Here is a 26,944-nt window from a genome sequence, read left to right as displayed (position 1 = left end):
GCTATGAGCCAAGTTAGGTTCGGTGCGGTGCGGGATCTTTTTCAGGCCTACCCAATGGCGCGCCATGACGTCGGCAGGGCCGAGCCCGACAAGCCTTCACTCGATTTCCTGCAGGACGCCACCGATGCGTGCAATTGGAACGGGGCCGTCTCCTTCTGCGCTTATCTGCTGCCCCGGCGCGTCGCCGTTGCCTGGGGATGCCGCTCGTTACGGCGGATGTTCGACCATTTCGATGCCAACGACGCCAGGTCGCTGAACTACGTCGAGGCCTGGGTCAGGCAGCCCGACGAGCAGTCCCGGAACAAGGCGTTGGCCGTCGGCAACGCCAACGATCCGGAACAGCCGGCGACATGGCTTGCGCTGGCGGCCGGATGGTCTGGCGGAAGCGTGGTCCCGGCGGAATTTGCGCCGGTCGAGGCCAAGCCCGATCAAGCTGCACGCGCGGTACGCGCGGCCCTGCTGATCGCCCTTTGCCGGCTCCCCCGCGAGTCCCGGGACCGGATAATGACGGCATGCCTAGAGGATGGTATTCAGTTGGCACGCGGCGAACCGCGCCCGCCGCGCTAACGAGACGAAGAGATGGTGCTTCGCTTCAATATCGAGAACGAATCGAACCTTCCGGACGGTGGCCCTGTATCATTTACGGTCACCGGCAGGCGCTCGGTCGATATTGGCCGCGACCGTCATCTTGACTGGACGTTGCCTGATCCGGCTAGGACGATCTCCGGAAAGCATTGCGAGGTGCATTTTCGCGATGGCGGCTATTGGCTGCATGACGTCTCGACGAATGGCACCTTTCTCAATGGCGCCGACCAGCGAATGCGGGCACCGCACCGGCTGCGTGACGGAGACCGGCTCACCATTGGCCACTACATCATCGGGGTTTCACTGGAGGATGAGGCGGGCGGGCATCCGCAGGACCGCGAGGCACAGCAGCACGTTCCTCTCGTCCAGCAACATGCCGATTATCAGGAATTGTGGGCGGCCGATCGCGACGTACCGCCGCCCATCGATCCGCAGCAATTGAAGAAGCCGCGCGAGGCGGCGCGGCCCGTCAATCCGGAGTTTCTGGATTGGGCGGCGAGCGTCCCGTCGCCGGGCGTGGATCCCTTTCGACGACCCCCGCCGACGTCGCCGTACCTGTCTTCCGCGCAGGACGACATGAGCTGGGCCGACGGCCCGGTCGCCGCACCGAAAGCCCCCATCGAACCGCCGCCCGCGATGCCGACCCCGCGCCGGCCCTCGGTGTGGGCCGATGCTGAAGCGGCGCCCGTCCAATCGCCGCCACCGCCATATGTCGAGCCGTCGCGACCGGCGCAGGCGATGGACGAAACGCCGGCGCCCGCCATGACGGCCGGCGGTGCCGACTTCGCGCGGCTGGTGGCACGCGCCGCCGGATTGCCCGACACTTTCTTTGCCAACACGACCGATGCCGAGCTCGCCGGACAGCTTGGTAGCATCTTGCGCATGACCGTGGACAATCTGATGGCGCTGCTGCAAGCGCGAACTCAGGCCAAGCAGCTGACGCGCAGCACCAGCCAGACCACCGTTCAGGCGATTGAGAACAACCCGCTGAAATTCTCGCCGACCTCGGAAGATGCAATGCGGATTTTGTTCGGGCCGAAGACGCGGAGCTATCTCGACGCGCAACGCGCCTTTGCACAGGGTTTCAGCGACCTCAAATCACATCAGTTGAAGACGTACATGGCGATGCAGCACGCCGTTCACGAGCTCATCACCGGCATCGATCCGACCCTCATCGCGCGCGAGCTCGAGCTTCAGCGCGGGGCCAAATCCTGGCTCGGTTCGAACAAGAGCAAATTGTGGGATGAGTTCATGACGCGCTGGAAGGCGCATCTCGGCCGCGACAACAGCGCGCCGATCGATACCTTTATGCTGTATTTCTCCGACTATTACGACCGCTCCGACAAAAGCGGTGCAAAGTGAACTAGCGGCGGCCGTCCGGTCGCCGACATTGCTAATGTGGATGTAGGAATGTCTTGGTACAGCAAGGTTTTCTGGTCGGAAGGTCTGTTTCTGCGGCCGCACCATTTGCAGCAGAATGATCGCTATGTCGAGCACTTGCTGGAAAAGCGCGTTCGTTACACGACGCCATACCCTTGGGGATTTGCCCAGCTCGAGATCAACACGGACCTCACTGAACAGAGTAAATTTGCGGTGCGCAACGCCTCCGGCGTCATGCCAGATGGCACGCCATTCGACATCCCAGCGGACAGCCCGATCCCGGACGCGATAGAGGTGCCGGATTCGGCTGCCGGCCAGATCGTTTGGCTGATGATGCCCGTCGCCGCACCGAACACGCGCGAAGTGGACGAAGATCGGACCGACAGCGCCAGCCGCTATGTTCGCACTTCGGAGACTTTCATCGACTCGACCTCCACGCTGCGCATCGAGGAAGAGATCGACATCGCCTATCCGCGGTTGTCATTCGAGTTGCGCAAGACCAGCAAGCCAGGATACATGGGCCTCGGCATCGCGCGCATTCTGGAGGTGCGTGACAAGAACGTGCTGTTCGATGACAAGTTCGTGCCGCCGATGCTGGTCTGCGCCGCACATCCGATCATCGACGGCTGGCTCAATCGCATCATCGGCTGGGTCGAGACGAAGCTCGATGAGCTCGCACGCTACGCGGTCGATCCATCGTCCGGTGGCGGATTGCAGAGCGTGGACTATCTGGTGCTGCAAGTGCTCAACCGCACCATTCCCGTGCTGACCCATTTTCAGCGCTCCGGAAGTATTCATCCCGAACGGCTGTACGAGGAGTTGCTGAGGTTCGCCGGTGAGCTTGCGACGTTTGCCACGCCGGAACGCCGCGCACGCAACTATCGGGCATACGATCATGATGACCTCGAAAACATTTTCACCCCCCTGGTAAGCGACATCCAGGACTTCCTGAGCGCGCGGCTCGGCCGGCGGGCGATCCGCCTTGAGATCATCGAGCGTGCACAGAATGCATTCGTGTCGCCGATCCGCGATCGGGCGCTATTCCGGAATGCGACCTTGGTGCTCGAAGTTGCGGCACGGCGGCCGCTCGTGGAAATCCAGAACGATTTCCCGCATCTGTTCAAGGTCGGCCCGAACACCAAGATGAACGAGATCGTGCACGCCAACTTGCCGGGGTTGACGTTGGTGCACTTGCCGACCCCGCCGCCGCACATCCGGGCCATCACCGATCACGTCTATTTCTATCTCGATCGAAAGTCGCCGCTGTGGCCCGAGTTCAGCACGGCGGCCTCGATCGGGATGCACTTCTCCGGCGACTGGCCGGAGCTTGAACTGTACCTTTGGGCGATCCTGGAAGATAGGCCATGAGCGACAGGGACAAGCCGGTCAATCCTTTCGGTCGGGGCGAGCGGACGATCATCCGTCCCAATCCCGGCGGGAAATTGCCGCTGGCGCCTGCCGCCCAGCCGCCGGCGGGAGAAGGGCCTGCGGCACGCCCTGCCTATTCGCCGTCGCCCGTGCCGTCTCCCGGCGCCGCGCCGTCGTCATCGTTTTCCCCGGTTCCTCAGGGCCCGAGCTACGCCGCCGCACCAACCAGCCATCCGTCGGAGGAATGGATATCGACCCCGACGCAACCCTCCGCGCAGCAAGCGATGCTGCCGCCCGGACCGCCTCTGCGCGTCGATGATCTGGTCGCGCCGAACGCCAATCCGGTGATGCGCGCCGCAGGGCCCTTGCTGCAACTGCTGGGCCGCTTGCGGGTGGCGCTCATGCGCGCATCATTCGCAAGTCTGATGGAACAAGTAGCCGATGCCATAAAATTCTTCGAGAAGGACATCCGTTCGGCGGGCATCTCCGAGCACCAGGCCAATACGGCAAAATATATCCTGTGCGCCACCGCCGATGATATCGTGCAGCATATCCCGACCGAGGAGCGCCACGTCTGGACGCAATACTCGATGTTGAGCCGGTTCTTCGGCGAGCGGGTGGGCGGTGTCCGCTTCTTCGAGATCCTTGACCATTTGAAGGTTGATCCGCTGGTCAATTATCCGGTGCTCGAATTGCAGCATGCCTGCCTCGCGCTCGGCTTCCAGGGCATTCACCGCACATCGACGGGTGGGCTCGCCAACCTCCAGGTGATCCAGCGCAACCTGTATGAAACGCTGCGCCGGGTCCGGCCCAAGACGATGAGCGACCTGTCGCCGAACTGGCGGGGGCAGGCGCTGGCGGCTCGCCGGCAGCGCCTCCGTGTTCCGGTTTGGCTGGTAGCGGCCGTGGCCGCCGCGCTGCTGATGGGCTCTTATTTCGTCTTGCGCACACTGCTGGCCGGCCGGTCAGAGAATGCCGCCGAGGTGGCGCTGGCCCTGCATCCAACCGATCCGATCGAGCTCAAACGCAAGGTGATCGCGCCGCCGCCGCCACCACCACCGCCTCCGCCACCACAGCCGGACCGCATCACCCAGTTGCAGCGCATCCGCAACGCGCTCGCCAAGGAGAATACCGCCTGCGCCATGACCGCGGACCAGACCGCGAGCTTCATCGTGATCAGGGTCTGTGACCTCGCACTGTTCTCGTCGGGCCAGGCAACCATCCTCGACGGCTTCAAGCCGATTGCGGTCCGGGTCGCTGCAACCCTCGACAAGGAGCCGGGGCGAATCCGGGTTGTCGGCCATACCGATAGTTCGCCGATCCGCACCGTGCGCTTCCCGTCGAACTTCGAATTGTCGGTCGAGCGCTCCAAGGCGGTCGCCGCGGCGCTGAAGGCCGGCCTGACCGATGGTTCGCGTGTCGACGTCGAGGGCAAGGGCGCGGACGCGCCGATCGCTCCCAACACGACACCTGAGGGACGCGCCAAGAACCGGCGTGTCGAAATCTTTATTGAACGCAGCGAATAGCTGCCACCACAGCTCACGCTGTTTGCGACAGGTACCGGTCAATGCTCGCCAAGGATATTATCCGCATCATTCTTTACGGAGTTGGGCTCAGCTCGCTCGGCTGCGTGATCTATTTCGCCGGTCCCTTCATCGCATTTGGCGACTGGCACCCACTCGAGAACCACATTATCCGCCAGATCGCAATTCTGCTGCTCACCACGGCGGCGGCTGGCATCGGCGGCTTCAGCTACTTCAAGCGACGCAAGAACGCCGAGAAGATCGCCGACGGGATCAGCGCGTCCGATCAGCCTGTCAGCGACGAACCGGTGCTCCAAGAGCGCATGAAGGATGCGCTCGCGACGCTGAAGACCGCAAGCGGAAACAAGTCGGGCTACCTCTACGATCTGCCCTGGTATGTCATCATCGGGCCCCCCGGCGCCGGCAAGACCACAGCGCTGGTGAATTCCGGGCTCAAATTTCCGCTTGCACGCGGGGCAACGCCGGCGGCAATCGCGGGGGTCGGCGGTACACGCTACTGCGATTGGTGGTTTACCGAAGAGGCTGTGCTGATCGACACCGCCGGCCGCTACACGACCCAGGACTCCAACAGCAAGGCTGACAAGGAAAGCTGGCTGGCTTTTCTCGACATCCTGAAAAAGAGCAGGTCGCGCCAGCCGATCAACGGTGTTCTCGTCGCCATCAGTGTCGAGGATGTGCTGATGCTGCCGAAGCAGGAACTCGCGCTTCACGCCGACGCCGTCAGGATGCGCCTGCTGGAACTGCATCAGAGGCTCAAGGTCAGCTTCCCGGTCTATGCCCTCTTCACCAAGACCGATCTGGTCGCCGGCTTCACCGAATATTTCGCCTATCTCGGCGAGGCCGGTCGTCGTCAGGTCTGGGGCGCCACGTTCCAGACGGCCGACAAGACCCAGAATCTGGTGGGGCAGATTCCTATCGAGTTTGACCGTCTGCTGGAGCGCCTGAGCGAGGAGACGCTTGATCGTCTGCAGGACGAACCGACGCCGCAACACCGCGTCCAATTGTTTGGTTTCCCCGCGCAGATGGCGCGCCTCAAGCCCCAGATCCACGACTTCCTCAACCAGATATTCGAGCCGACGCGCTATCACGTCAATGCGAACCTGCGCGGGTTCTACTTCACCTCGGGTACCCAGCAGGGGACGCCGATCGACCAGTTGATCGGGTCGCTTGCGCGCACGTTCGGCGCCGAGGAGGTCGGTTCCGGATCCTATTCAGGAACGGGCAAGAGCTACTTCCTTGCCGATCTCATTTCCAAAGTCATCATCGGCGAGGCTGACTGGGTCTCGACTGATCGTGCTGCGGTCCGCCGCGCGCTGATCATCAAGACCGCGGCGCTGTCCTTGATCGGCCTTGTCTCGATCGGGCTGATCGCGGCGTGGCTGACGAGCTACAAGCGCAATTCCGACCTGATCGAGCAGAGCCTGCAGGCGGACAGCGAATATGCAGCCGCCGGGGCGCCGCTCATCAAGCAGACGCTGATCGACGACCACGATCTCGACAAGGTGTTGCCGCTGCTCTATCGGCTGCGCAACGCGCCCGCAGGCTACGGATTGCGCAACGAGGCGGTGCCCCTGTCGGCCCGCTACGGCCTCAGCCAGCATCAACGCCTGCTGTCGCCCTCCAAGGCCGCCTATCACGCCGCGCTTGAACGCATGTTCCGGCCTCGCCTGCTGTATCGCCTGGAGGAGCAGCTCAACGCGCGCATCAACGAGCCCGCGTTCGTTTACGAGGCGCTCAAGGTCTACCTGATGCTCGGCGGCCTGCAGTCGTCGGACCGCGAGCTGATCCGCTCCTGGATGCAGCGCGACTGGCAGGACAACCTCTATCCCGGCGCAACCAACGCGGAGGGACGACGCCTGCTCGATGAGAATCTCACCGCGATGTTCGACCTCGAGACGGAGCAGCCGCCGCTTGTCCAGCTCGATGGCCGGCTGATCAAGCAGGCGCAGAACTCGCTCGCGCGCCTCAGCGTGTCGCAGCGCGCGTACGAGTTCCTGAAATCCGAGGCGCGGTCATCAACCGCAGGCGACTGGATCGCCGCACGGCGCGGTGGTCCTGATATGGCCATCGTGTTCGAAACTACGACGGGGCAGCCTCTGGACGCTGTGCGGGTGCCCCAGTTCTTTACGTATAGCGGCTTCGAGCAAAACTTCGTCGCGAAACTGCCGGGATTGTCGGAGCGCATGAAGAAGGAGCGCTGGGTGCTGGGCGATGCCGGCCAGCAATCGGCCATCGACCAGCAGTACGACAAGCTTGCCGGCGACATCTTGAATATTTATTCCAACGAATTTGTCACGACGTGGCGAACCGCACTGGGCGGCTTGCGTCTGAAAAAACTGCTTGCCGACAAGCCGAAATACGAGGTGCTGAGGGCTCTTTCCGCGCCAACCTCACCGATGCGGCAAATCCTGGAATCGGTGCGCGACGAAACGGTGCTGACCAAGGAGCGGCCGAAGCCGGCGAACGCAGCGGCGCCTGCCGCGGCCGCGCCGGCACCGGCTCTTTTCACCAACGCCCAGGATGGACCGCCCGGGGCGACAATCGAAGCGCAGTTCAAACCCTATCATGCGGTGTTGGAAGGCGACAGCAGGCACCGCCCGATCGACTCGACCATCGCCAACCTGAACGATATCGCGCAGAACCTGACGCTGATGATCGAGAATCCACAATTGACCGCGCAGGCGACCGCTTCGCTTCAGACCCAGGTCGCAGCCCTGCGCAATAATGCCTCCCGCATGCCGCCGCCGTTCTCCGACATGTTGCGCGCGGCGGCTGCGGAGTTTGAAGGCAACATCGCGGCCTCGACGGCCGGACAGATTCTGCAGACCTTGCGCGATCAGGTCACGCCGGTCTGCCAGCAGACGGTGAGCAATCGCTACCCGTTCGTCCGCGGTAGCAATCAAGAGGTTCCGCTCGCCGACTTTGCCAAGGTGTTCAGTCCGAACGGCGTCATGGACAAGTTTTTCACCCAGTACCTCGCGCCTTACGCCGACACCTCGAAATCGGACTGGGTTTGGCGAAAGGAAAGTCCCGTCGGACGATCGTTCTCCCCCGACACACTGAAGCAGTTCCAGAATGCGGCCTATATCCGTGATGCTTTCTTCCAGACCGGCGGCAGCGTGCCTGCAGTATCGTTCTCGATCCGGCCGCCCGGCGCATCCGGACCCGGCGTGACGGTGAAGACGGAGATCGGCGGTACTACAATCGCGAGCCCGATCACGCCGGGCGCGCCGACCGCCTCGCCGATGTTCGGCGGCGCGCAACCTCCGCCACCGCAACCGCAAAGCAACCCACCGACCACCGTGCTCTGGCCGGGCCCATCGCCGCGAACCGCGATTTCGGTGAGCAACGATACCGGAGCGCCATCCATTCTCGAGCGCAACGGCCCCTGGTCGTTGTTCCGGATGCTGGAGGCGGGCTCTTTGGCTGTGAAGGCGGAAAGCGCCAGTGCGACTTTCATCGTTGCCGGGCGGGAGCTCAACTATCAGATTTCGACCGGATCGTTGCGTAATCCCCTCAACCTGTCCGTGCTCCGCGAGTTTCGTTGCCCGACCGGAATATGACCATGCGTTGCGGGCTATTCGGCAAGATCGGCGCCAAACGCGATTTCATCGCGATCGCAACGCCGCGCAGCTTCCTGGAAGCCTGGGAGCCGTGGGTGCAGGCTGGGCTGTCTGCAAGTCGCCATCAGCTTGGCTCGGGCTGGCAGCAGGCCTTCCTCACTGCGCCGGTGTGGCGCTTCTGGCTCGGCGCTGCGATCTGCGGCACCACGGTGACAGGGGCGATCATGCCTTCGCTCGATGGGGTGGGACGATACTATCCGTTGACGCTGCATGCGGTGAGCGACGAGATCGCCTTGTTGCCGCCGCCGGGCATCGACCCGCAGGATGAATGGTTCGCCAAGGCGGAGGCCTTTCTGCTCTCGACCCTGGACCGCGCCGCAACGTTCGAGCAGATCTCGGATTCGCTGGATCGTCTTGCGCTGCCGCGACTACAGCCTTCGCTCTCCAATGGATCGGACGTGACCGCATTGGGCGCAACGGGGGTGGCAGCGCTTTCAGACGTCGGCGCGTTCGCCCAGTCGTTCACCACGCTTGCTGCCGCAAATCCGCAGATTCATGCCGCTGCCAGTTTCTGGTGGACCGCCGGTGGGGAAGGCTTTCCGTCAATGGCGCTGGCCTGTCGCGGATTGCCAGATCCGTTTCACTATTCCACACTGCTGAGCGGCGATCTCGGCCGTACAGAATCCGGGACCGGGTGACGCGCGATGGTACAAGTCGCATCCTCGTTCGATGTTGGCAGCGTCACCCATGCAGGACGGGTGCGGACGCGTAACGAAGATTCCTGCCTGGTCCGGACCGATGTCGGCATGTGGGCGGTCGCAGACGGCATGGGGGGCCACGAGGCCGGAGATCTCGCGAGCCGCATCGTGGTGGAGTCGCTTGATGCAATAGGCATGACGGATTCCGCCGCCGACTTTCTGGCGGAGTGCGAGGAGCGGCTGTTCCGCGCGAACCAGCAGATACTGACGCTCAGCCGGGAACGGCAGGGCGCAACCGTCGGCACCACGGCTGCGGTTCTGCTCGTGCGCGACGGCTATTATGCCTGTATATGGGCAGGCGACAGCCGGGTGTACCTGATCAACCGCAGCGGCATCAACCAGGTGTCTCATGATCACAGCGAGCTGGAGGAACTGATTGCCGGCGGTGCGGTGTCGCGCGAGGACGTCAAGGACTGGCCGAGCAATGCGATCACCCGGGCAGTCGGCGTCGCCGACGATCCGGAGTTCGAGGTCGTGACAGGTCCGGCCGAGCCGGAAGATGTCTTTGTGATCTGCAGCGACGGCCTGACCAGGCATGTGCAGGACGACGAGATCCTGCAGTATGCAGCCATGCAGCGCGCGCAGGCGGCTTGCGATGATATGCTTGCTTTGGCTCTGGACCGAGGAGGGCTCGACAACGTGACGATCGTAGTGGTGCGGCTGCTGACGCCTCGATCCTCGGAGCCGACGAGAACGCCGCTGGATCGGGAGCCGCAAGCATGAACTCCAACGATCCGTTCCGGTCGAACTATCGCAGTGTGCCGCCCGGCACCCGGCTCAACGGCATCTACGAGATCGAAGCGGTGATCGGTGCGGGCGGGATGGGCGAGGTCTACAAGTGCCGTGAGATCCAGACCGGATCGCCGGTTGCCGTGAAGATGCTGTTGCCCGACATGGTCGAAAACGAGGCGGCGCTTGCGCTGTTCCGGCGTGAGGCGGCGGCACTCCACAATCTTCCGCACGATGCGATCGTTCGCTATTTCCTGTTCACGGTAGAGCCTGTGCTGCAGCGGCCATATCTCGCGATGGAGTTCGTGAACGGCCGCTCGCTGTCGAATATGCTCGACGAAGGCCCGTTGACCTTCGAGGCGCTGGTGAAGCTGATGCAACGTGTCGCGTCCGGGCTGGATGCCGCCCACGAGCATGGCATCATCCATCGCGACGTCTCTCCGGACAACATCATCGTCCCGCTCGATGATGTGAGGCGCGCCAAGATCATCGATTTCGGTATCGCGCGATCGACCCAGATGGGTGAAAAGACCATTATCGGCTCAGGCTTTGCCGGCAAGGACAATTACGCGTCGCCGGAACAGGTCGGGCTGTACGGCAATGAGGTGACCGCCAAATCCGACGTCTACAGCTTTGGCCTCGTGCTGTTTCATGCGCTGACGGGACAGAAGCTCGACATGGGCGGGAGCCAGTTTCAGCTGGTTGAGAAGCGCCGGCGCGTACCCGATCTCGGTGCGGTAGACATGCGCATCAGGCCTTTGCTGGAGCAGATGCTGCAGCCCGATCCGGCGTTGCGTCCAACCATGGCGGAAGTCGCCAGCTGGACGCCGACCGGTTTGGCTCGCACATCCACCGCACCGTTGTCCGGCTTCGATCCGCTGGCGCGGCCCGAAAGTGCCGCGCAGGTGCGACAGGACATGGCGCCATCGACCGCTGCAAGGCGGCGCGCCCCCTGGCTCGGTGTGAGCGTGGCAGCGGTGTTGCTTGTGCTCGGCGGGGGCGGGTATGCTTTATTCGAGCTGGTCCGGTCGGCGCCCGGCGTGCCGACTTTGCCGCCGCCTCCGAAGCTTGCGGGAACGATGTCGCCGACGAAGGCTGAACCCCCGCCAAAGCCCGAACGTCAGGAGACGGCGAAGCTGTCGCCACCGCCGACGGGGACACCCACTCAGCCCAGCGAAGGGCCGGCTCGAGCCGACCGCATCCGCAAATACGTGGCCCAATACTCCGGCGGCGACTGCTTCTTCATCTTGCCGGTTGCGGTTAGTCAAACCGCCGCGGTGATCGAAGGCTTCGGTGCTTCGACGGCTCCGTTTGATACGTTCGACAAGGCGTTCAGGCGGGAGCAGGGATTTGAGGCGTCGGTCGGTGTCAGGCAGGTGACCGAGGCACAGTGCCCTGCCGTGAAGTTCCTGAGCCAGCTCGGGAGCGATCAGACGCGGGTGCCGCGCATCACCTTGTCGGCGACGGAGCTAAAGGGAGGCGAAACCCTCAATGGCACCATCGAGAACTTCGCGAACCGCGTAGTGGAGCTGCTCATGGTTTCGGACCGCGGGGAGGTGCAGAGCTTGTCCTACCTTTTGAGGCCGGGGATCGACTCGCTTTCGTTCACACTCCCGACACCGCGCGCGAACGGTCCGCAACTGCTGTTGGCTGTGGCCACGCCGCAGGTTCTTGACTCGTTGCGCCAGCCGCGACCGACAGCCGCTGATACATTCTTCCTGCAGGCGTTGAGCGATTCCCAACGCAACCATGTGGCGATCACCGCGGCGGCACGCTACGTGTTGCTCACGAACTGATCAGCGCGCCCAGAGCATGATCCGGGAAAAGTTTGAAGCAGTTTTCCGCTGGGATCATGCTCAATCGACAAGCTAAAGCGGGATGGCAGTTCGTCCCAATATGATCGCGGATTAGAATTTTCCGATCACCAGGATCTTCAGGTCGGTATCCGGTTTGAAGTCCCCTGCCGTATATTCGGGCGTGCCACCCGCCGACGATGCCTTGAGCCGACCTTGACAGAAGCTGACCAGGCGGTCGCTGCCGCCGGCTTCGATGGTCAGCTTGAACGATCGGATCGGACCTGCCCAGTTAGCGCCGGTCTTCAGCACGTATGATATGCGCCGCTCCTGCAGCTTCGCGCTATTGGCCTGGCCGTCGCCTGCGCGCTTATCAAGCTCGGCGAGGAATGCATCCGTGACGCAATATTCCTTCCGATAACGCGCGACCTCCGGGCTAAGCGCGCTGTTGCGGCGCAGGCTCGCGCGCAGGATAGTGTCTGCGCTAGAGCCGACGCTCGGCCGGTACTGATGTTCAACGACGACGGTGCGCGCGGGCGGGAACACCTGCTGACGCACGGCGGAGGTCCTGGTGACCCAGCCCGGTGCATATTGCTGCCGACCGTTGTCGCTCACGCCGGCAGGCATCAAGAGCCCATCGTCCACCAGCCGCGTCCGGATTGTTGCGGGCAGGTCGGCTACCCGGATCTCCCGGCTGCCGATGGGCAGCAGCGGCAGCTTGAACTGGCGGAGCTGCGCGCTGACATCCTTGTCGCCGATCATGGCGCGCTGATCGATTGTCAGCGGCGCCGGGCTGCCGTCGACCTTGGTCTCGAAGTCGACGAAGTTCACCGGGTCGTTCGACGGCAGAGCAATATTGTCGGCTTCCGAGAGGTCGATGTCGGGCAGCGGAAAGGCCACAGTCAGCGTAACCGGCTTATTGGTGATGTTGGCGAACTGATACCGAACGCTGACCTTGTCGAGAGCGATACGCAGATCCTCGCTCTCCATGGCCACATCGTTGGTGCGAACGAACTGCAGCCCGCCAATCGACAATTCGGCAGCCGAGTCGTTGGCCCGTGCCGGCCAAGCGGTTGCAACCATCAACGCGGCGATCAGGGCCAGCGGCCGGAACGAAGGCCGGGGCGGCAGTTCATTCACCATGCTAGTCTCCATATGGCGTGGCAACGTCTGCCGGTTCCGCCCGGCAATGGATTAGTCGAGGGCTTGGTAAAGCTCGCCCCATTCGGACTTCCAGACGCCGTCCGGATCCCACACCACGATCGCGAGCTTGACGTCATTGGCAAGCCGGATCGCGCCGCGAAAGGCATCCTGGGCAGGCAACGGGGCGCTGACCTGGTCATTTGACAGCCGCCCGCCGCTTGCAGCGGCCGGCATCACGACCGATCCAGTGGCGCTGTCATTGTCGCGTTTCAGGACCAGCGTGATGGCGTCGGGCTGGACTTCCTTGACCTGTTCAAATCTATTCCTTGTCATGGATTTGCACCGCAAGCTGAAGAATTCGGACTATCACCGTCCAGTGATAGAATTGAACGGGATCGAGATTGGTCACCACTAATTGACGCGCCGCATTCACGGCATCTCGGATTAGTCGGTCCGGCGCGACGATCGGTTCGGGGTACACTGAGGCGAATATGTTTCGTCGATTTTGCTGGACTTGGGTCTTCATCGCCGGTGCCGGCATTTTCGCCGCCCTGGCGCACGCCGAGGATACGGTCGTGCGCAGCTTCGCCGGCGGTTCGGCGCCCTCGATGGTAGGCATCGTTCCCGCCAGCGAGGACGTGGAACTGGGGGGGCCCCAAGCGCTCAGCGCCGACGGGCAGGGCAACCTGTACGTACTCGACCAGATCAACGGCCGCATTCTCGAGTTTGATCCCAAACAACCGAACTCCGCCCCGGACGTCCTGAAGATGCCGAAGGATGTCCAGCCGACCGACCTTGTCGTTCACAACGACGACATCATGGTTTGGGACGGCGGCGTGCGCACGTTGAAGGCAGCGGCCCAGCAGTCCACGCGTGGGCTCGGCGACGAGATCCAGCTCGAGGAGGTCTCAAGCCGCGGCGTGGACGATCAGGTCGCCGCCTCCGCCTTCGCCCAGATGGGATCGCAGCCGCCAGGCAGCGCAACCGACCTACTCGACCAGAACACGCGCGCGGCCGTCATCGGGCAGGGGCGGCAGCCCGATCGGCAATACATCGCGTCCCGCAGCAAGGGCTCGGTCATCGCCGACATCCTCCCGGACAAGGGCAATTCCAGCGTACGGATCGAGATCCAGACCATGGTCACGAACGAGAGCATTGGCGCGCTCGGTCTGCGCGTGCGCGACCAGCTCGGCACGGTCGAATTTCTCGAGATTGACAACAGCGACCGCTTCTATGTGCTGGCCGAGGACATCCCGCCGTCGGGGAAGAACGCCTCGACCTTCGTCGCACGCTATGCCGCGAACGGTCGTCTCGAAGGAATCTACGAACTGCCACTCGAGAACACCCCGCTGACAAGGCGGTTCGTCACCGTCTCGGGTGATGGCGATGTCTATTTCCTGCGAACCAAGCCAGACGGTGTCGAAGTGGTTGGCGTTGGCTTCAAACCGCTGGGCAACGTGTCGCTCATCGACGTGCGGCCGTCGCGGACCTCAGCGAAGCCGGCCCCGGGCCCCGAGGGCCGGCCCGGCCACGACGTCAAGTTCAGCGCGCCTGCCGCGGTCCGGCCGTCAAATCGTCAGCAGGCGATCGAGACCGCGTTCGCATTCGAAGGCGTGCAGTGGAGGCTGACGCAGGCGAACTATGGCAACGATCCGGATAGCCAGTGCAGCGGCTTCAACCGCATTCGCCGGCCGTGGTATCTACAGGGCAAGGTGAACCAGGAGGTGCGCGGCGTACCCTATTGCTGGGGCTGCCACGGTTCGCTCGCAAACTTCCGGCAGCGGATCGAGAGCGGGACGCTGGCAGGCAACGTCTGCACCCGGAACGCGCCGCGGCCGGACGCGGCGGGCGTTGACTGTTCGGCCTTCGTCAGCGCCGCCTGGGGACTCTCGGTCCACTACACGACCGCCGCCATCCCGGCGATCGCGACGCCCGTGTCGAATCCCTGGGACCTCAAGCCCGGCGATGCGCTCAACAAACCGGGCTCCCATGTGATGTTATTCCTGCGGTTCACGCCCGATCGCAAGGCGGAGGTGATGGAATCCTCGACCGGTGGATGCAATGGACGCGTCTGCCGCAACGTCTATCCGTTGGCGAGCCTGCTGGCACGTGGCTACAATCCGGTCCGTTTCCGTGCCTTCGCGGATGACCAGGCGACGGTCTCGGTGGACGCCTATCCAGAGGACGATGCCCCGACGGGGGGCAAATCGACGGCTGCCAAAGCCGCGACCAACAAGCCGGCGACCAAGAAGCGCTGAACCCCCGGTGTCCTCGGCGCTACAGATGACTATGAACTACCGCCTCGATCCGACAGTCCGGTTCCGGGGCGGCCTGCATGACGTCGAGGTGGATCAGGGATGCGAAGCTCCAGAGGATTTGACCACAGGTTCGGCCGCTTGTGCGTCGCCATCGCGCTCGCCGCGACGATCGGCCTGCCGCTGCAGCATGCTCGGGCGGCGGAAGCGCTTTCGATCGGCAATCCGGATGGCGGTGCCGTGCGTGGGCTCGTGATCGGCATTGATGATTATCAACACGTCCGCAAGCTGAAGGGGGCGGTCGCCGACGCCGCCGATATCGTCTCCAGCCTGAAGACGATGGGGGTTGGCGACGTCGTCGAGCTGACCAATGCTCAAGCGGACAGGGCGAGCGTGCTGCGCGAAATCAGCGCGATGGTGGAGCGGACAAGGAACAACGATCTCGTCTTTCTGTCGATCGCTGGTCACGGCACGCAGGAGCCGGAGCGCATCAAGGGCTCGGAGCCGGACGGCATGGAGAACGTGTTCCTGCTGCCAGGCTTCGAAACCACGCCGACTGGATCGGTCGAACGTATTCTGGGGAGCGAGTTCAACCACTTCATCCGGCAGTTCGAACTTCGCGGTGCGAAGGTGATTTTCGTCGCGGACACCTGCCACGGCGGCGGAATGGTGCGCGATATCGATCCACGGGCTGAGGAGATGAGCTTTCGCCAGGTGCCTCGCTACACGCTGCTGGTCGATGAATTAAAACCGGTGTCGGACAGCAACGATCCGAAGTCCGAGCTCGATCTCGATCACACCGCGTTCCTGGCCGCCGTTGATCGCAATACCAAGGCCCCGGAAGTGCGAATCCCCGGGATCGATGGCCTGCGCGGGGCTCTCAGCTACGCGGTGGCGCGGGCCGTAGAGGGCAGCGCGGACATCAATCACGATGGCAAGGTGACACTCAAGGAGCTCTTCGCCAACGTTCGCCAGGTCGTCTATCAGCTTTCAGACCAGCGCCAGAACATCGTGACGATATCGTCACCCGCCCAGACGCCGGAGACGGACGTCGCGTTCGAACTGACGCGCGGGGTGGTGCTCATGCAAGGGCCCGCTCCGAGAACCGCCACTGCTCAGGCAACGGTTCCCGCCGATGGGAAGGCGCCCCCCGCACCGGTTGCTACGACGAAGACTCCGACGGTGCCAGCCCTTGCCGCCGCGCCCAATTCAGCTCCCGGCAATCCAGTTCCGACCGGCACCGCGCTCGCCGGCACCGCACCGGCGCCCATCCGTCTTTCAACGCCAATCCGCCTGGCGGCGCTCGACGGCAAGATGAGCTATTTCTCGGGCGTGAGCACCAAGGATGTCACCGTGCAGGCGGTTCAGCCGACGGACAATCCCGACTTGATCTGGGACCCCGTGTCTCATGACGTGATCGCCTGGGGCGATGTGGTCGCCTACGGGATGGAGGTGGCCAATTTGCCGACGGTCGTGGATCGCACCGCGGCCATCCGCGAGCTCAAGCGAATGGCGACTCGTTCACCCCAGACGATGCGTATTTGGCCGGACGATCGACAGCAGCGCGCCGGCCAGACCATCGAAGTTGAACTGTCCGACGTCGCGGCGAGGGCGCTATTGCTGTTCAATGTGTCCGGCGATGGAACCATCCAGATGTTGTATCCCGTGGGTACGGATGCGCCGTTGGCCAAATCGCCGAGCTTGCGGCTGCCGCTCAGGGTGGGCGAGCCTTTTGGCGCCGAGCAGATTGTCGCGGTGACCTCGCAGCAGCGCATGTCCGACCTTGAGACCGTCCTGATCCAGCTGAATCGGCGTCGTGCATCGGGGCAACTGATCAAGAGCCTCGAGCGTTACCTGCCAGCGGACGCGCGGATCGCCTCGGTCGGCTTCTTCAGTGCTCCCTGACAGTTTGACCGGGGGAGCCATGTTGCCATCGGAGCCGATCCGCCGCGAGCGAATATACCTCGCGTTGCTGCTCCTGTTGACGAGCGAGCCCGCGCACTCAGCGCCATTGCCCCCGGAATCCCCGCATGCAAGCCCGCCGATCTCTTCATCGCTTTGGCGCATCCAGGTCACGCGCGGACAGACCAGTGCGGTGCAGAGCAATTCCGCGAACGTGTCCCTCGAGATCCTGCCGGGTCCGACGGTCGAGGTCGGCGGCAAGGTATCGTTCGGCGTAACTTCCAGGAAAAAGGGCTACCTCATTCTGGTCGATGTGGATGCGGAAGGACGCATGTCCCAGATCTTTCCGACTCCCGAGTTGGTGGAGCAGTCGGACGAACGCGACATCAATCTTGTCAAGCCCGGCGTCCAGTTCATCGTGCCGACGCCGACAGCGCGGCAACGGGGCTTCGAGTATGTCGTTGCCCCCCCGACCGGCGCGGCAATCATCGTTGCGATCCTCAGCGAGCGGCGTGTGCAATTGCTCGATTTGCCGGATCTCCCGCGCAAGCTGCAGAGCCAGGCCGACGCGTTGAGCTACCTGGCGGCCTGGACCAGCGAGTTGCGTGTGCCGGACAGCGCCAACGGAAGACTGCTGTCGAACAATTGGTCGCTGGACGTCAAGTCTTATTCCATCAAGTAAGCCCGGGCCTTCGACTGGCTCAGAACTTGAAACCAAGCGTGAGAGTGCCGGATGTTTCCATCTTGCCGTCAACCGAGCAGCTGCCGTTGAGCGCGATGTTGACGCGCCCGAACTTCGCGATGTCGACGTTGACTCCGACGCGGGAGAAATCTGTTGGCGAACTCGGGATCATGAAATTCACGTTGTCGAGCGCCCAGAAGGGCAGCTTGCCCTGCAAGTCGGTTTTCCAGAGCAGTTCGACAAAAATATGCCGCAACGCGTCCGGGTCGACGATGATGGTACCTTTGCTGTCCCTGACCACAAAGCCCATCTCGTCGATGTGAAAGTTGCAGATCCGCTTCGCGACGGCACAGTGCACCGAGGTGAGATCGGGCAGGATCTTCGAATCGCCGAACCGAGCCGAAGCCTTGGGATCAATCGCCGGCCCGGTTCGCGGGTCGGTCGTCGCAACCGGTCTTTCTTCCGGAAATGTCTGCCAGATTTGCCGAAAGCCGATGCCCTCGGTTGCCAGGAACGAGGCGTTGCCGGCGAAATGACCGCGGCCGGATCGTTCTCCACGAAAAAAAACACTGTTGCCGGCGGGATATTTCAGATTCGTCAGCACGTCGAGAAGCCGGTTGTGATCCTTGGCGACGAAATTGATGCCGTCGAGCACGAGCCGTCCTGCCTCCAGGTGCGAACCGATGTGCTCGTCGAGATCGACACCAAGACCCTCCACCCGCCGGTAGATATTCCTGAACACTTCGGTGTCTCTCGCCGTAACGACCCGGGCCCGTCGCAGCGCGTCGAGACGCCGCTCATCATCTTTCTCCAGAATGTAGATCCGGCACAGCCCGGGCCGGTCGATCGCAATGTCGAGATGCACGTGAGGAGCTTTTCCGGTCTGCGTGAAGCCGACGCTCTTGACGCCTGCCTTCAGCCACGGGTCATAACCCGGCATGTCGATCTGGTCAGAACCGAGCCGCGGCGCCTTGCCGGCGGCAGCGAGCAATTGCCGCCAGTTGTCGCACATGAAGTCAAAGCCAAGCGGATTCCAGTACGGCACAAGGTCGTGGATTTTATAGAAGCCGTAGAGCTGAATCCCGGCTTCGTGCAGCTTCAGCGCGACCTTGTTCATGTCCGCCCGCATCGCGGCGCGGTCCTGCCCCATGTTGCCGGCCATCGGTGCGGTGTTCGGGTCGAAGGGGCTGCCCGTCATCTGCGAAGGTCTCCTCGCGTGGCTACGGCGGAAGCTAACAGGTGGCCGGTTGGCCGGCTAGTCCGCGATGCCGCAGCCGTTCCCGCAAAGTCTACAGCTTGCTCAACCGGCCGTAGAAACCGCTCCTGGCGATCATGTAATGAATGTCTTTCGGAAAAGGAAAAGCGTCGCGAACGTTTGAAATCGCCGTTTTGAGGAATTCACCGTGATGCGACGCGGGCTTGTGGCCGAGGGGAACTTGGTCGGCGACCTGCGGAATCATGAAGCGGTCCACGTAAGCTGGATCCAGATCATTGACCCTGACCATCTGCCCGAAGGCTGGAAATGCGTCATAGTGACCTACGCTCACATTGAGGTTCTTGAGGGCAGGGCGCGGCGATGGAGCACGATCGCCATCGGGCGTTGCTAGTCCGCGTCCGAGCAAGTCCAGCTTCACCGATTGCGAAAGCGTCGACGGACCGTAGACGACCTCGAGTGCGCAGGTGCTCTGCGCGGACAACCATTGGTACCAGAAAATCGCATCATCGGGATGTGCCATCGCGCCATAGAGGCAGTCAAATCCCCAGCAAGCCGACAGGTTGGGCTGATATTTTCCGAGGCTTCCGACCAGATTGCGCATGCCGTTCCCCCCGCCAGAATGGCAAGCGATGATGAGCTTACCGATCCGGAGTTGGGGTACGCTCTCCGAGCCAAGCTTGGTCCCGAAGCCGGGACCGGTTCCGAGAGCAGGAGCCAGCCACTTGGCAAGAGCCCCCAGTATTTCGTCGAGGTAGCGTTCGCCCCATTTGGCGGAGGCCAGATCCTTGACGCTGTAGTTGCCGGCAAAGCTGTCGCCGACGGCATATTCGTAGCCCAGAAATGGCGCGATAAGCACAACGTCCCTGCCGGAATCCCGGACCTGTTCGCGCAAGCGCGCGGGATCATTGCGGAACAGGTATTCATGATCCCTGACATAGAATCCATGCAGCCAGAGCACGACGTCGAATTTGGTGGCGCTCGTGAGGTGCTTCGGCGGGAGATAGACCGCCGTCGGCCTCATGCCGGGCGCCTGCCGTTTGGTGAAGAGGGTCACACCTGGAAAGGTGCCGATATCCTTCTGCTCCAGTTCACACGTTGTCACTCAGATCGCTCCGCTTCGGGCACCTCTTCTGCGGCGCGCTAGTTGCAGACCTCGGCATTGGCATCGTTGCCGGGGCCGCCGCCGCCGCGATATTCGAGATGGCAGCCGCGGTTGACCGCGCGACAGCCGCTGTTGTTGCAGAATAGCTGTCCGCCACTCGAGCGGCGGCTGGCGCCAGCCGCAGCAGCAATGCCCGCAGCGCCACCAAAGCCGCCGGCCGCTCCGGCAGCCTCTCCGCCGGCTTGACGACGCTGCCGTGCGGGACGCTCGTCGCCGTCGTCACGCTTTGCGGTCGCAGGCTTGGCGGTCGCTGGCTTGGCGGGCTTGGCGGCGCGCTGCTTCTCGCACTCGTTGTCGTCGTTGAGGAACGAGCCCTCGGCGCAAGTGATCTTGCTGCACTGGTCGCCGTCGGCTCGGTAGCCGTGGTCGCAGATCATCGGACAGATCCGCGACGACCGGAGCTTGATCGCATCGAGCGCATCGACGCTGGCGAGCTTGGTGTCGAATTTGGTCCCCGCTTGGCGATTGAAGAGCTTCAGCGATCGCTGGGAAGCCGCATTCCATTCGCCATCGACGGCACCCGTGAAGCACCCGACGCGGCTCAATTCGCTCTGTAACGACTTGGCCAGTTCGGCTTGAGGGACATCGGTCCTAGCGAGATCGACTTGGTGCGGCCCGTCGCTCAAGGCAGCGATCGCGTCGCTCTGGACGGACTTAGCTGCCGGAGGCGAACCAACTGCGGCGGAATTCTTGGTCGCGGACCTCGGGCTGAGTGCAGCGATGATCGATGCCTCGGAGGCGGCCCGCTTCCGCTCGGCATCAGTCGCTTGCTGCTGGGCCACCTGCTTTGTCGTTTCGGCGGCAATGCGGGCGTTCTCCGCGGCCTTCAAGTCTGCGGCCGCCCTTTCCTGGTCGGTGCTCTGGGCGCCTTCGGAAGCCAGCCGAACGCGCTGCTGTTCGGCCTGGCGCGCTTTCTCGGTTGCCTCAATCCGTGCGTCCTCCGCCTCGATCTGGTTGAGCTGAAGCTTTGCCAGACTGGCGTAATATCCTTCGGGATGCTGGCTCAGGAATACGCCCAAGGCGGCCTTGTTGTTGAGTTGCAACGCCAGTTCGTAGTCACGGCGGACCTCGGACTGGGGATTCTGCGCCGCGGGCTTCGGTTCCTCTTTCTTGGCGCTAGGCACGAGAGCAACGTCCTCGCCTCCCAACGAGCCGTAGACGTAGGGCTCCTGCCGGTTTCCTGTGGCTTGCAGGACGTCGTCGCGGACAAAGCCGAAGACCCTGCGCAGGTCGAGGCCGGGCTTTGCGATGTATTTGACCAGAGCCGCCGCGTACGGGCTGTTCTTGCTATTGCCGTCGAGCGCCGTCAATCCGGCCTTTGCGGCGAAGGCGATCAGCGTATTGGACACGGTGGGCTCGACCCTCGCAAGCCCGCGACTGATCGATCGTGAGGCGACAGTTCGCTTCATGGTGTCGGCAAAAGGATTGTTGCGGCAAGCATCGACGATCACGACCCGTAGCTGCTTCGCAGGCTCGATCGCCAGCAGCACACGGTCCAGCGAGAAAGCCTCGTCATAAATGTCCGTATCGCGTTCAAGCCTTGCATCGGTCGGGATCAGATAGTTTGTGCCATCGATCTCGATCCCATGGCCTGCGTAGTAGACGAGAGCAATGTCGGCGTCGCGTGCTTGATCAGCAAAATCCCTCAGGGCTCGCTTCATGTCCGTCGCGGTGAGATTGAGCCTCGAGTCGACTACGTCAAACCCTGCGCCTTTCAACGTCGCTGCGATGGCGGCGGCGTCGTTGGCCGGGTTGGGAAGCAGGGGTGCGTTTTGATAGGTGGAATTGCCGACCACCAAGGCCACACGCTTCATCGCGGAAGCCGGCTCAGCAGTCAGGACCAGCAAGGCGCCGAGGACAAGGGCGAATAATCTGATTTGCGTATAGAAGCTCATGGCGAAACGTCCAGTATCAGCCGAGCGGGGAGCGTCAACGGAGGTGGCCGCGCAGAATGCTAAAAAATGAGCTCTCGGCGGCCGCTTGTCTCCGTTTAGGAGTAGTCTCGAGCCCGATCCATTCCTAAATTTGTCGCGCATTTCAGTGAATGCGTTCAAAGGCCTGAGACGATTGTCGTGCCGGGCACGTTGGGCACGGTTGGCGCGTATAGGGGGAGTGCTGTAATTTAACGTGCTGATATTTAACGACTTTTTGGTCTTATGCGATGGCTTCGTTGAAGCGTACAAGGGGCTAGGCTTGCCTAGAATCGGCGTTCCGCTGGCGGCACATCAAGCGGAAGTGAAATCCGGTGTTAGACCTGCGGATCGATAGCTTTAGCGAAAGCTCTTGGCCAGCTTTGGCCGATCGTCGAGGTCTTGCAGGGATCAGAAAAGGAGTTGCAGCGGCATAGGCGGCATATTACGGAAGTGCCTGCCTCAGGCTTCGCTTTTCGTTGATCATCCGTCGGCATTGACTCGTCACGACCATGATGTCGACGAGCACGGCAAGCGAAGGCGGAGGCTATCGCGTCGTAGCGGCGGAGGTGGCGGCCCCCCTTTATGCCGTTCTTCCTGCCCCTGAAATATTTGGCAGCCTTGCGCATGTCCGTTCCGCTGAGAGTTTATATCACGCCGTTTGCCGATAGAGGCGTTCTCGAGCCTGCGCAATGGGATTGCGACACGGCCAAGAAGGCGGTTGATGTCGTCAATACGATCTGGTCGAAGGCCAAGATCGCATTCGTGATCAGTGATTCCGTGATGGAAAGGCCGCTGGACATGGCAAAGAGCCGGCGCAGCAGCGACGAGGTCCTGCTGGGTGTTCTGGCCTCCCGGCATGACCCCGACAATGCGGTCCACATCTTCCTCGTCAATTCTATTCCAAATCTGAACGCCGGCGGGGGCTCGTTTCCGAACGGCGCTCCCGAGCCGACGAGCTTCGTCCAGTGGTATGGCAATGACCACGCCAATGGACGCGCCTGGGCACACGAGCTTGGGCATCTGATGGAGCTCGATCATGTCGAGATCGATTATTCCAACGAGAAGCAGGCGGCGCAGCGCGTCAAGAACCTCATGGTGCCTGGGTTGAGTGCAGGCAGCGATTTGACCAGCCAGCAGATCGGCACGGCCAAGGGGTCAAAGCTTGTCAAGAGATTTGGCGGCTAACCCGCGTCCGAAGCTCCACCATGCGATTGATCCGCGCAGCGTCATCGCTGTCTAAATTAGATAAGCGGGCAGCCGCATTCGGAAAACGGGCTTGGTTTCTGTTCAAACACATGATCGAGAGCGCGACAAAGGCCACCCGGATCACCGACGTTGCGGTGAGCACCTATCTCTGCCGACCTCCGAAATTGTGACCGGAACCGGGCGGCTCGCCGCTCAACGCGCTCCGAGTCTGAGCCACCCCTACCCAGCGTAACCCGCTCTCGAAATTTCACCCGAGGCTCAGATAGTTCTCCGGCTGCAGCGCACCTCGCACCCGCAGCCGCCATCTACTATGCATGGGGTTGTTTTCGACCTTTGTCGTTCGGCCGCGGATTGCGCATTCGCCGGAGCGCCGAATCGCATCGCGACCGCAGCCGCGAGCCTGCAGATCCGCGCCGGGTCCATTGAACGCCGTCGCGCTTCGCCGCGACCAAGAGGCGCATCCTGCGGTCGAAACCTCTGTTGGAGGAGCCCATGGCACCGTCCTACAAACCTGTCCCGCTCGTCGGCGCGGCATTCAGCTCAAATTCCAGGACCGGCGGCAGCGTTCCGGCCGCTTTCGACACCTTCCTCTACCAGCCGACTGGCGGCTTCAAACACGTCAAGCTCACGATTAAGCTCAAGATCAGCCTCAAACAGGCCAGGGGATTTCTGCCGGTCCAGCTGGACGCCGACAAAAAGCCGTTCCTCACGACGCCGTGGACCGACGCCCAGTGGTCTGCGTTCGTCAACAGCGCGTCGGCGCAGGTCAACCTATGGAATAACAGGTTCTGGCTCGTTCCGCCGCCCGCCTTTTCGGGGCTCGACGAGGTCTACCAAAAGGATCCGTTCTTCAACAAGTTTCCGAACAAGATCTTTCGGCCGAACCTGCTGTGTGCACTAGAGGTCGACTTCTCGCCCGCAAGCGGTGCCCACAGGACCATCGAGGTCACCAACCTCAACGCCGCCTTTATCACCGCAACCGGCAGGGTGCCCGATCCCGGGGTATTTCGCTCCCACGCGTTTCTTTACGACTCGTTCGACGCGACCCCATGGGCGTTCCCTCTCGGCCACGCCCCCGGCATGCCGGCAAGCCACCCCGTGATTGCTCACGAGATCGGCCACGCCATCGGGCTCGACCACATCGGTGTGCTGACGAAGGCGCCGATCTGCCAGCTCGCCGCGAATCTCAACACGGCAAATGTCGACCGGTATCTGCCCGCGGGAAGCCCGCTCGCGGGCGGCACGAACGCGCTGGTCTGCTATGGCTCAACGAACGCGGCACTCGCGAGCAACATCATGGGCGCCGGCCAGGCATTCTCCAGCGAGAACGCGAGGCCCTGGCTGTGGGCCCTGTACACGCTGCTGGACAAGCTGCTCGACAAGCCCGAGCCGATCACAGAAAAGGCCAAGTGGCGGGTGGTCATGACAGATCCAGGGCCGGGCCGCTGGATCGATAACGGCTTGGACATCATCACGTCGGATCCCGGTCCCGTGCGAGTCACCGCCAATGATGACTCGCTGATCAGGATCAGCGGAGACGTCTTGTTCGATACCGACAAATCGAACATCAAGCCGGAGGCCAACGCGGCGCTGGAGAAGGCCGCAGCGGACATCAAGGCGAGAATCGGCCCGCGCCTGCGATATGTCCTCATCAACGGGCACACCGACGCGACAGGCTCGGCAGACTACAACCAGCGCCTGTCGGAAGCGCGCGCCAAGGCGGCCGCCGATTGGTTCGTCACGCGCAAATATCTCGAGCGCGCCAAGATCCGGACGCAGGGTTTCGGGAAGACCCAGCCCCTTTCGCCGAACACGGATGAGCCGGGCCGAGCCAAGAACCGGCGGGTCGAGCTTCATATCGTGAACAGCTGACGCGCTGATGCGCGAACTGTCATCGTAGTTCGTCGGGGGAGCGAACATGCCTGCTCGCGTCGGGGCATTCGTGGACTACCTCGTGGAGTGCATGGGCGGCACTCGCGGACCCCAGACGATCAACGCCGCACCGCCGCCGCCGAACTAGACAGACGCGCGCGGCAATCCTTCTCGAACCTCTGCGAGCCTCGGACCGGTTCAACTAGTATCGAGACGCGCTCGCTGGGCCGCAGCCCGGATGGGCGGACTGACGGCTCGACCCTGTCAGCTAGGGGGCCCTGAATTATTGAGGAGGTTACCGCCTCGACCAGTTGGGCCGGCGCGAATGGCTTGGACCGCATCGCGCTGCGCGGCACTCCGTTCGCCGCCCACCTGTGAGCGCTATCTCCAGTCACGTAGAGGATTGCGCAGCGGGGATCGTGCTGCCGCGCCAGGCGGGCGAGCTCCCATCCGTCCATCCTGGCCCGAGATTGATGTCGGTCACCAAAGCGCGCGTCAGGAGTGTCGCGCCGAGCAGCCTGATCCCCTCCTCGCCCGATGCGGCGCTGAGGACGCCGAAGCCGTCCTCGCTCAAGGTTTTCTCCAGCATCTCCCGAGGCGCCAGTATTAAGCGCGTCCTCTGGACGATTCTCACGGTCAACGGGCGCGATTGCCGAAAGTGGGAACTCGCGCGCGGTGGGGTGGTTGGTGGCGATACCGCGCCGCAGCAATGGCGGTGGCGAGCCATTGGCGCGCCTGTTCTAACTGCGTAGGGTGCGCATTGAAAAAGTGAGAGGTCGATCATGCCCTTGCCGCGGCCCGTGCCTTTTGTAAGCCAAGCCAATGATCCCACAGGTTGCTGGTGGGCATGTGCACGCATGCTGCGCTTATACTACGGGGGCGGCTATGCCAGTCCGCTGCAGTTGCCGGAACTCGAGAACGAAGACGGCACTCATCAACGACTGGGAGGGGACGCGTATAACAAATTTATGAGAAACGAGGGTTTAAGCTTTCTTCACAAGGACGTTCCGACTTCCACAGCGAAAGATATCGACCTAGCGCTGACCGCGCTCGGGCCAATCATGGTTAGCTGGGACGGAGGTCTACACGTATCGCTGGTCGTTGCCGTCCTCGGGGTGGACTTGTACCACCATGATCCCGCCGTTGGACCCAATCAAACGATGCCGGTGAACAGGTTCAATATTTATCGCACCGGTGGAGGCGCCTTCAAGGGTGGAATGCTGGTGCGCGACCCGCAGCTCAACCAGTGGGCTCGATACCAGAAAGAACTCGTTCTCGCATCAGACGGAGTGACAAAAAAAGATGGATGGCCGACGGGCTGGTGGCGTGTGTGGGACGGCAGCACATGGTACTATTACCTCGCCAACGACAGTATCGCGATGTCGAGTAAGACGGCACCGTCCTCGCCCGGCCCCCCGGCCAAGCCACACAACACCGGCAGGTGGGTTTTCACTGATCCGAGTACCCTCGCGATCACTTGGAGGCCGGCCGCCGGCACTACGAAGCCGTGCGTGGAAACGTTCTGGAACGCGTCGCGCGAGTGCGAGCGGATGAACGCGAATTCGAACCTGTACTCACCGCTTGCGGCGACCCGGTTCGGGAAGTGAGGCGGTGCCGGAAGTCTGCCCACCGGCTGCGCATGCAAACTCATGCCTTGCAGCAGTTTTTCTTCGAGGACGAAAAGAAGCCAGCCTGAATTCGATCAAAGCACAAGGCGCCCGCCGACACGTTGCGCTCTACAGAGTAGTCGTGCAGGTCCAAGTTGACGATGGGCAGAAAGCTTGAATTGATCGGCCTGAAGGCTTCCTGCGCAAAGGTCCTGTAAAGCTCGCCGATCTTGGTCGCTTCGGCGAAGAACATTTCTTGTGCGGAT

At 62.6% G+C, this 26,944-nt stretch carries 20 protein-coding genes and 1 pseudogene; 14 read left to right on the top strand and 7 right to left on the bottom strand.

The window, feature by feature from the left end:
- The first annotated feature begins 54 nt into the window (after positions 1–54).
- From AC0L3J_RS22730 to AC0L3J_RS22695, 8 genes are read left to right on the top strand one after another with little or no spacing between them, the layout of a single operon-like run.
- Positions 55–567 (top strand): DUF6931 family protein, encoded by a 513-nt coding sequence (locus AC0L3J_RS22730; RefSeq protein ID WP_456766589.1) that lies wholly within the window; start codon positions 55–57, stop codon positions 565–567.
- Between the two features lie 12 nt (positions 568–579).
- Positions 580–1,947, top strand: coding sequence for a type VI secretion system-associated FHA domain protein TagH (gene tagH, locus AC0L3J_RS22725; protein WP_456766588.1), 1,368 nt, complete (start codon positions 580–582; stop codon positions 1,945–1,947).
- 48 nt (positions 1,948–1,995) lie between these two features.
- Positions 1,996–3,333 (top strand): type VI secretion system baseplate subunit TssK, encoded by a 1,338-nt coding sequence (gene tssK, locus AC0L3J_RS22720; protein ID WP_211397497.1) that lies wholly within the window; start codon positions 1,996–1,998, stop codon positions 3,331–3,333.
- Positions 3,330–4,859 (top strand): type VI secretion system protein TssL, long form, encoded by a 1,530-nt coding sequence (gene tssL, locus AC0L3J_RS22715; protein ID WP_456766587.1) that lies wholly within the window; start codon positions 3,330–3,332, stop codon positions 4,857–4,859. The genes tssK and tssL overlap by 4 nt, the downstream gene beginning before the upstream one ends.
- Positions 4,860–4,900: 41 nt before the next feature.
- On the top strand, positions 4,901–8,440 hold the full coding sequence (tssM, locus tag AC0L3J_RS22710) for a type VI secretion system membrane subunit TssM (protein WP_473348341.1): 3,540 nt from the start codon (positions 4,901–4,903) through the stop codon (positions 8,438–8,440).
- The gene (tagF, locus tag AC0L3J_RS22705) at positions 8,437–9,138 is read left to right on the top strand and encodes a type VI secretion system-associated protein TagF (RefSeq protein ID WP_456766586.1); all 702 of its coding nucleotides are present in this window, start codon (positions 8,437–8,439) and stop codon (positions 9,136–9,138) included. Before tssM ends, tagF begins: the two co-directional genes overlap by 4 nt.
- A 6-nt stretch (positions 9,139–9,144) precedes the next feature.
- Positions 9,145–9,921 carry a PP2C family protein-serine/threonine phosphatase gene (locus AC0L3J_RS22700; protein ID WP_456766585.1) on the top strand — a complete coding sequence of 259 codons (777 nt, stop codon included), beginning with the start codon at positions 9,145–9,147 and terminating at the stop codon, positions 9,919–9,921.
- On the top strand, positions 9,918–11,723 hold the full coding sequence (locus AC0L3J_RS22695; protein ID WP_456766584.1) for a serine/threonine-protein kinase: 1,806 nt from the start codon (positions 9,918–9,920) through the stop codon (positions 11,721–11,723). The genes AC0L3J_RS22700 and AC0L3J_RS22695 overlap by 4 nt, the downstream gene beginning before the upstream one ends.
- A gap of 111 nt (positions 11,724–11,834) precedes the next feature.
- Here AC0L3J_RS22695 and AC0L3J_RS22690 read toward each other — a convergent pair whose 3' ends face one another.
- Positions 11,835–12,863, bottom strand: a complete 1,029-nt coding sequence (locus AC0L3J_RS22690; RefSeq protein ID WP_456766583.1) for a DUF4424 domain-containing protein — start codon at positions 12,861–12,863, stop codon at positions 11,835–11,837.
- Positions 12,864–12,914: 51 nt separating this feature from the next.
- Positions 12,915–13,196 (bottom strand): hypothetical protein, encoded by a 282-nt coding sequence (locus AC0L3J_RS22685; protein ID WP_027568102.1) that lies wholly within the window; start codon positions 13,194–13,196, stop codon positions 12,915–12,917.
- A 158-nt stretch (positions 13,197–13,354) separates the two neighbouring features.
- Here AC0L3J_RS22685 and AC0L3J_RS22680 point away from each other — a divergent pair, with 158 nt between their 5' ends.
- From AC0L3J_RS22680 to AC0L3J_RS22670, 3 genes are all read left to right on the top strand, one after another.
- Positions 13,355–15,121 (top strand): hypothetical protein, encoded by a 1,767-nt coding sequence (locus AC0L3J_RS22680; protein ID WP_456766582.1) that lies wholly within the window; start codon positions 13,355–13,357, stop codon positions 15,119–15,121.
- Between the two features lie 138 nt (positions 15,122–15,259).
- Entirely contained in the window at positions 15,260–17,023 is a 1,764-nt protein-coding gene (locus tag AC0L3J_RS22675; protein ID WP_473348340.1) for a caspase family protein, read from the top strand.
- Positions 17,024–17,234: 211 nt separating this feature from the next.
- Positions 17,235–17,702, top strand: coding sequence for a DUF4384 domain-containing protein (locus tag AC0L3J_RS22670; protein ID WP_456766580.1), 468 nt, complete (start codon positions 17,235–17,237; stop codon positions 17,700–17,702).
- A 19-nt stretch (positions 17,703–17,721) separates the two neighbouring features.
- Here AC0L3J_RS22670 and AC0L3J_RS22665 read toward each other — a convergent pair whose 3' ends face one another.
- From AC0L3J_RS22665 to AC0L3J_RS22655, 3 genes are all read right to left on the bottom strand, one after another.
- Positions 17,722–18,900: a hypothetical protein gene (locus AC0L3J_RS22665; RefSeq protein WP_456766579.1), complete on the bottom strand. Its 1,179-nt coding sequence runs from the start codon at positions 18,898–18,900 to the stop codon at positions 17,722–17,724.
- Positions 18,901–18,991: 91 nt separating this feature from the next.
- The gene (locus AC0L3J_RS22660) at positions 18,992–20,020 is read right to left on the bottom strand and encodes a hypothetical protein (protein ID WP_275170284.1); all 1,029 of its coding nucleotides are present in this window, start codon (positions 20,018–20,020) and stop codon (positions 18,992–18,994) included.
- 38 nt (positions 20,021–20,058) lie between these two features.
- Positions 20,059–21,975: a caspase family protein gene (locus tag AC0L3J_RS22655; protein ID WP_473348431.1), complete on the bottom strand. Its 1,917-nt coding sequence runs from the start codon at positions 21,973–21,975 to the stop codon at positions 20,059–20,061.
- Between the two features lie 642 nt (positions 21,976–22,617).
- Here AC0L3J_RS22655 and AC0L3J_RS22650 point away from each other — a divergent pair.
- Together AC0L3J_RS22650 and AC0L3J_RS22645 are read left to right on the top strand one after the other, a co-directional pair.
- Positions 22,618–23,178 (top strand): hypothetical protein, encoded by a 561-nt coding sequence (locus AC0L3J_RS22650; RefSeq protein WP_473348339.1) that lies wholly within the window; start codon positions 22,618–22,620, stop codon positions 23,176–23,178.
- Positions 23,179–23,691: 513 nt separating this feature from the next.
- Positions 23,692–25,071: an OmpA family protein gene (locus AC0L3J_RS22645; protein WP_473348338.1), complete on the top strand. Its 1,380-nt coding sequence runs from the start codon at positions 23,692–23,694 to the stop codon at positions 25,069–25,071.
- Between the two features lie 391 nt (positions 25,072–25,462).
- On the opposite strand, the gene AC0L3J_RS22640 is transcribed toward AC0L3J_RS22645, so the two are convergent.
- Positions 25,463–25,660 (bottom strand): hypothetical protein, encoded by a 198-nt coding sequence (locus AC0L3J_RS22640; RefSeq protein ID WP_456766576.1) that lies wholly within the window; start codon positions 25,658–25,660, stop codon positions 25,463–25,465.
- 193 nt (positions 25,661–25,853) lie between these two features.
- Here AC0L3J_RS22640 and AC0L3J_RS22635 point away from each other — a divergent pair, with 193 nt between their 5' ends.
- On the top strand, positions 25,854–26,678 hold the full coding sequence (locus AC0L3J_RS22635; RefSeq protein WP_456766575.1) for a papain-like cysteine protease family protein: 825 nt from the start codon (positions 25,854–25,856) through the stop codon (positions 26,676–26,678).
- Between the two features lie 40 nt (positions 26,679–26,718).
- Here AC0L3J_RS22635 and AC0L3J_RS22630 read toward each other — a convergent pair.
- Positions 26,719–26,944, bottom strand: a pseudogene (locus tag AC0L3J_RS22630) (hypothetical protein); the annotation flags it as partial.

This window comes from Bradyrhizobium sp. Kon37 (assembly GCF_055807535.1).
Note: the sequence above shows the minus strand (reverse complement) of the source record. Positions and strands in the feature narration are given on the sequence as shown.

Excerpts from the sequence above, each read along its gene's own strand:
- AC0L3J_RS22730 (WP_456766589.1), top strand. The coding sequence starts at position 55 with ATGGCGCGCCATGACGTCGGCAGGGCCGAGCCCGACAAGCCTTCACTC.
- tagH (WP_456766588.1), top strand. The coding sequence starts at position 580 with ATGGTGCTTCGCTTCAATATCGAGAACGAATCGAACCTTCCGGACGGT.
- tssK (WP_211397497.1), top strand. The coding sequence starts at position 1,996 with ATGTCTTGGTACAGCAAGGTTTTCTGGTCGGAAGGTCTGTTTCTGCGG.
- tssL (WP_456766587.1), top strand. The coding sequence starts at position 3,330 with ATGAGCGACAGGGACAAGCCGGTCAATCCTTTCGGTCGGGGCGAGCGG.
- tssM (WP_473348341.1), top strand. The coding sequence starts at position 4,901 with ATGCTCGCCAAGGATATTATCCGCATCATTCTTTACGGAGTTGGGCTC.
- tagF (WP_456766586.1), top strand. The coding sequence starts at position 8,437 with ATGACCATGCGTTGCGGGCTATTCGGCAAGATCGGCGCCAAACGCGAT.
- AC0L3J_RS22700 (WP_456766585.1), top strand. The coding sequence starts at position 9,145 with ATGGTACAAGTCGCATCCTCGTTCGATGTTGGCAGCGTCACCCATGCA.
- AC0L3J_RS22695 (WP_456766584.1), top strand. The coding sequence starts at position 9,918 with ATGAACTCCAACGATCCGTTCCGGTCGAACTATCGCAGTGTGCCGCCC.
- AC0L3J_RS22690 (WP_456766583.1), bottom strand. The coding sequence starts at position 12,863 with ATGGTGAATGAACTGCCGCCCCGGCCTTCGTTCCGGCCGCTGGCCCTG.
- AC0L3J_RS22685 (WP_027568102.1), bottom strand. The coding sequence starts at position 13,196 with ATGACAAGGAATAGATTTGAACAGGTCAAGGAAGTCCAGCCCGACGCC.
- AC0L3J_RS22680 (WP_456766582.1), top strand. The coding sequence starts at position 13,355 with ATGTTTCGTCGATTTTGCTGGACTTGGGTCTTCATCGCCGGTGCCGGC.
- AC0L3J_RS22665 (WP_456766579.1), bottom strand. The coding sequence starts at position 18,900 with ATGACGGGCAGCCCCTTCGACCCGAACACCGCACCGATGGCCGGCAAC.
- AC0L3J_RS22655 (WP_473348431.1), bottom strand. The coding sequence starts at position 21,975 with ATGAGCTTCTATACGCAAATCAGATTATTCGCCCTTGTCCTCGGCGCC.
- AC0L3J_RS22650 (WP_473348339.1), top strand. The coding sequence starts at position 22,618 with ATGTCCGTTCCGCTGAGAGTTTATATCACGCCGTTTGCCGATAGAGGC.
- AC0L3J_RS22645 (WP_473348338.1), top strand. The coding sequence starts at position 23,692 with ATGGCACCGTCCTACAAACCTGTCCCGCTCGTCGGCGCGGCATTCAGC.
- AC0L3J_RS22640 (WP_456766576.1), bottom strand. The coding sequence starts at position 25,660 with ATGCTGGAGAAAACCTTGAGCGAGGACGGCTTCGGCGTCCTCAGCGCC.
- AC0L3J_RS22635 (WP_456766575.1), top strand. The coding sequence starts at position 25,854 with ATGCCCTTGCCGCGGCCCGTGCCTTTTGTAAGCCAAGCCAATGATCCC.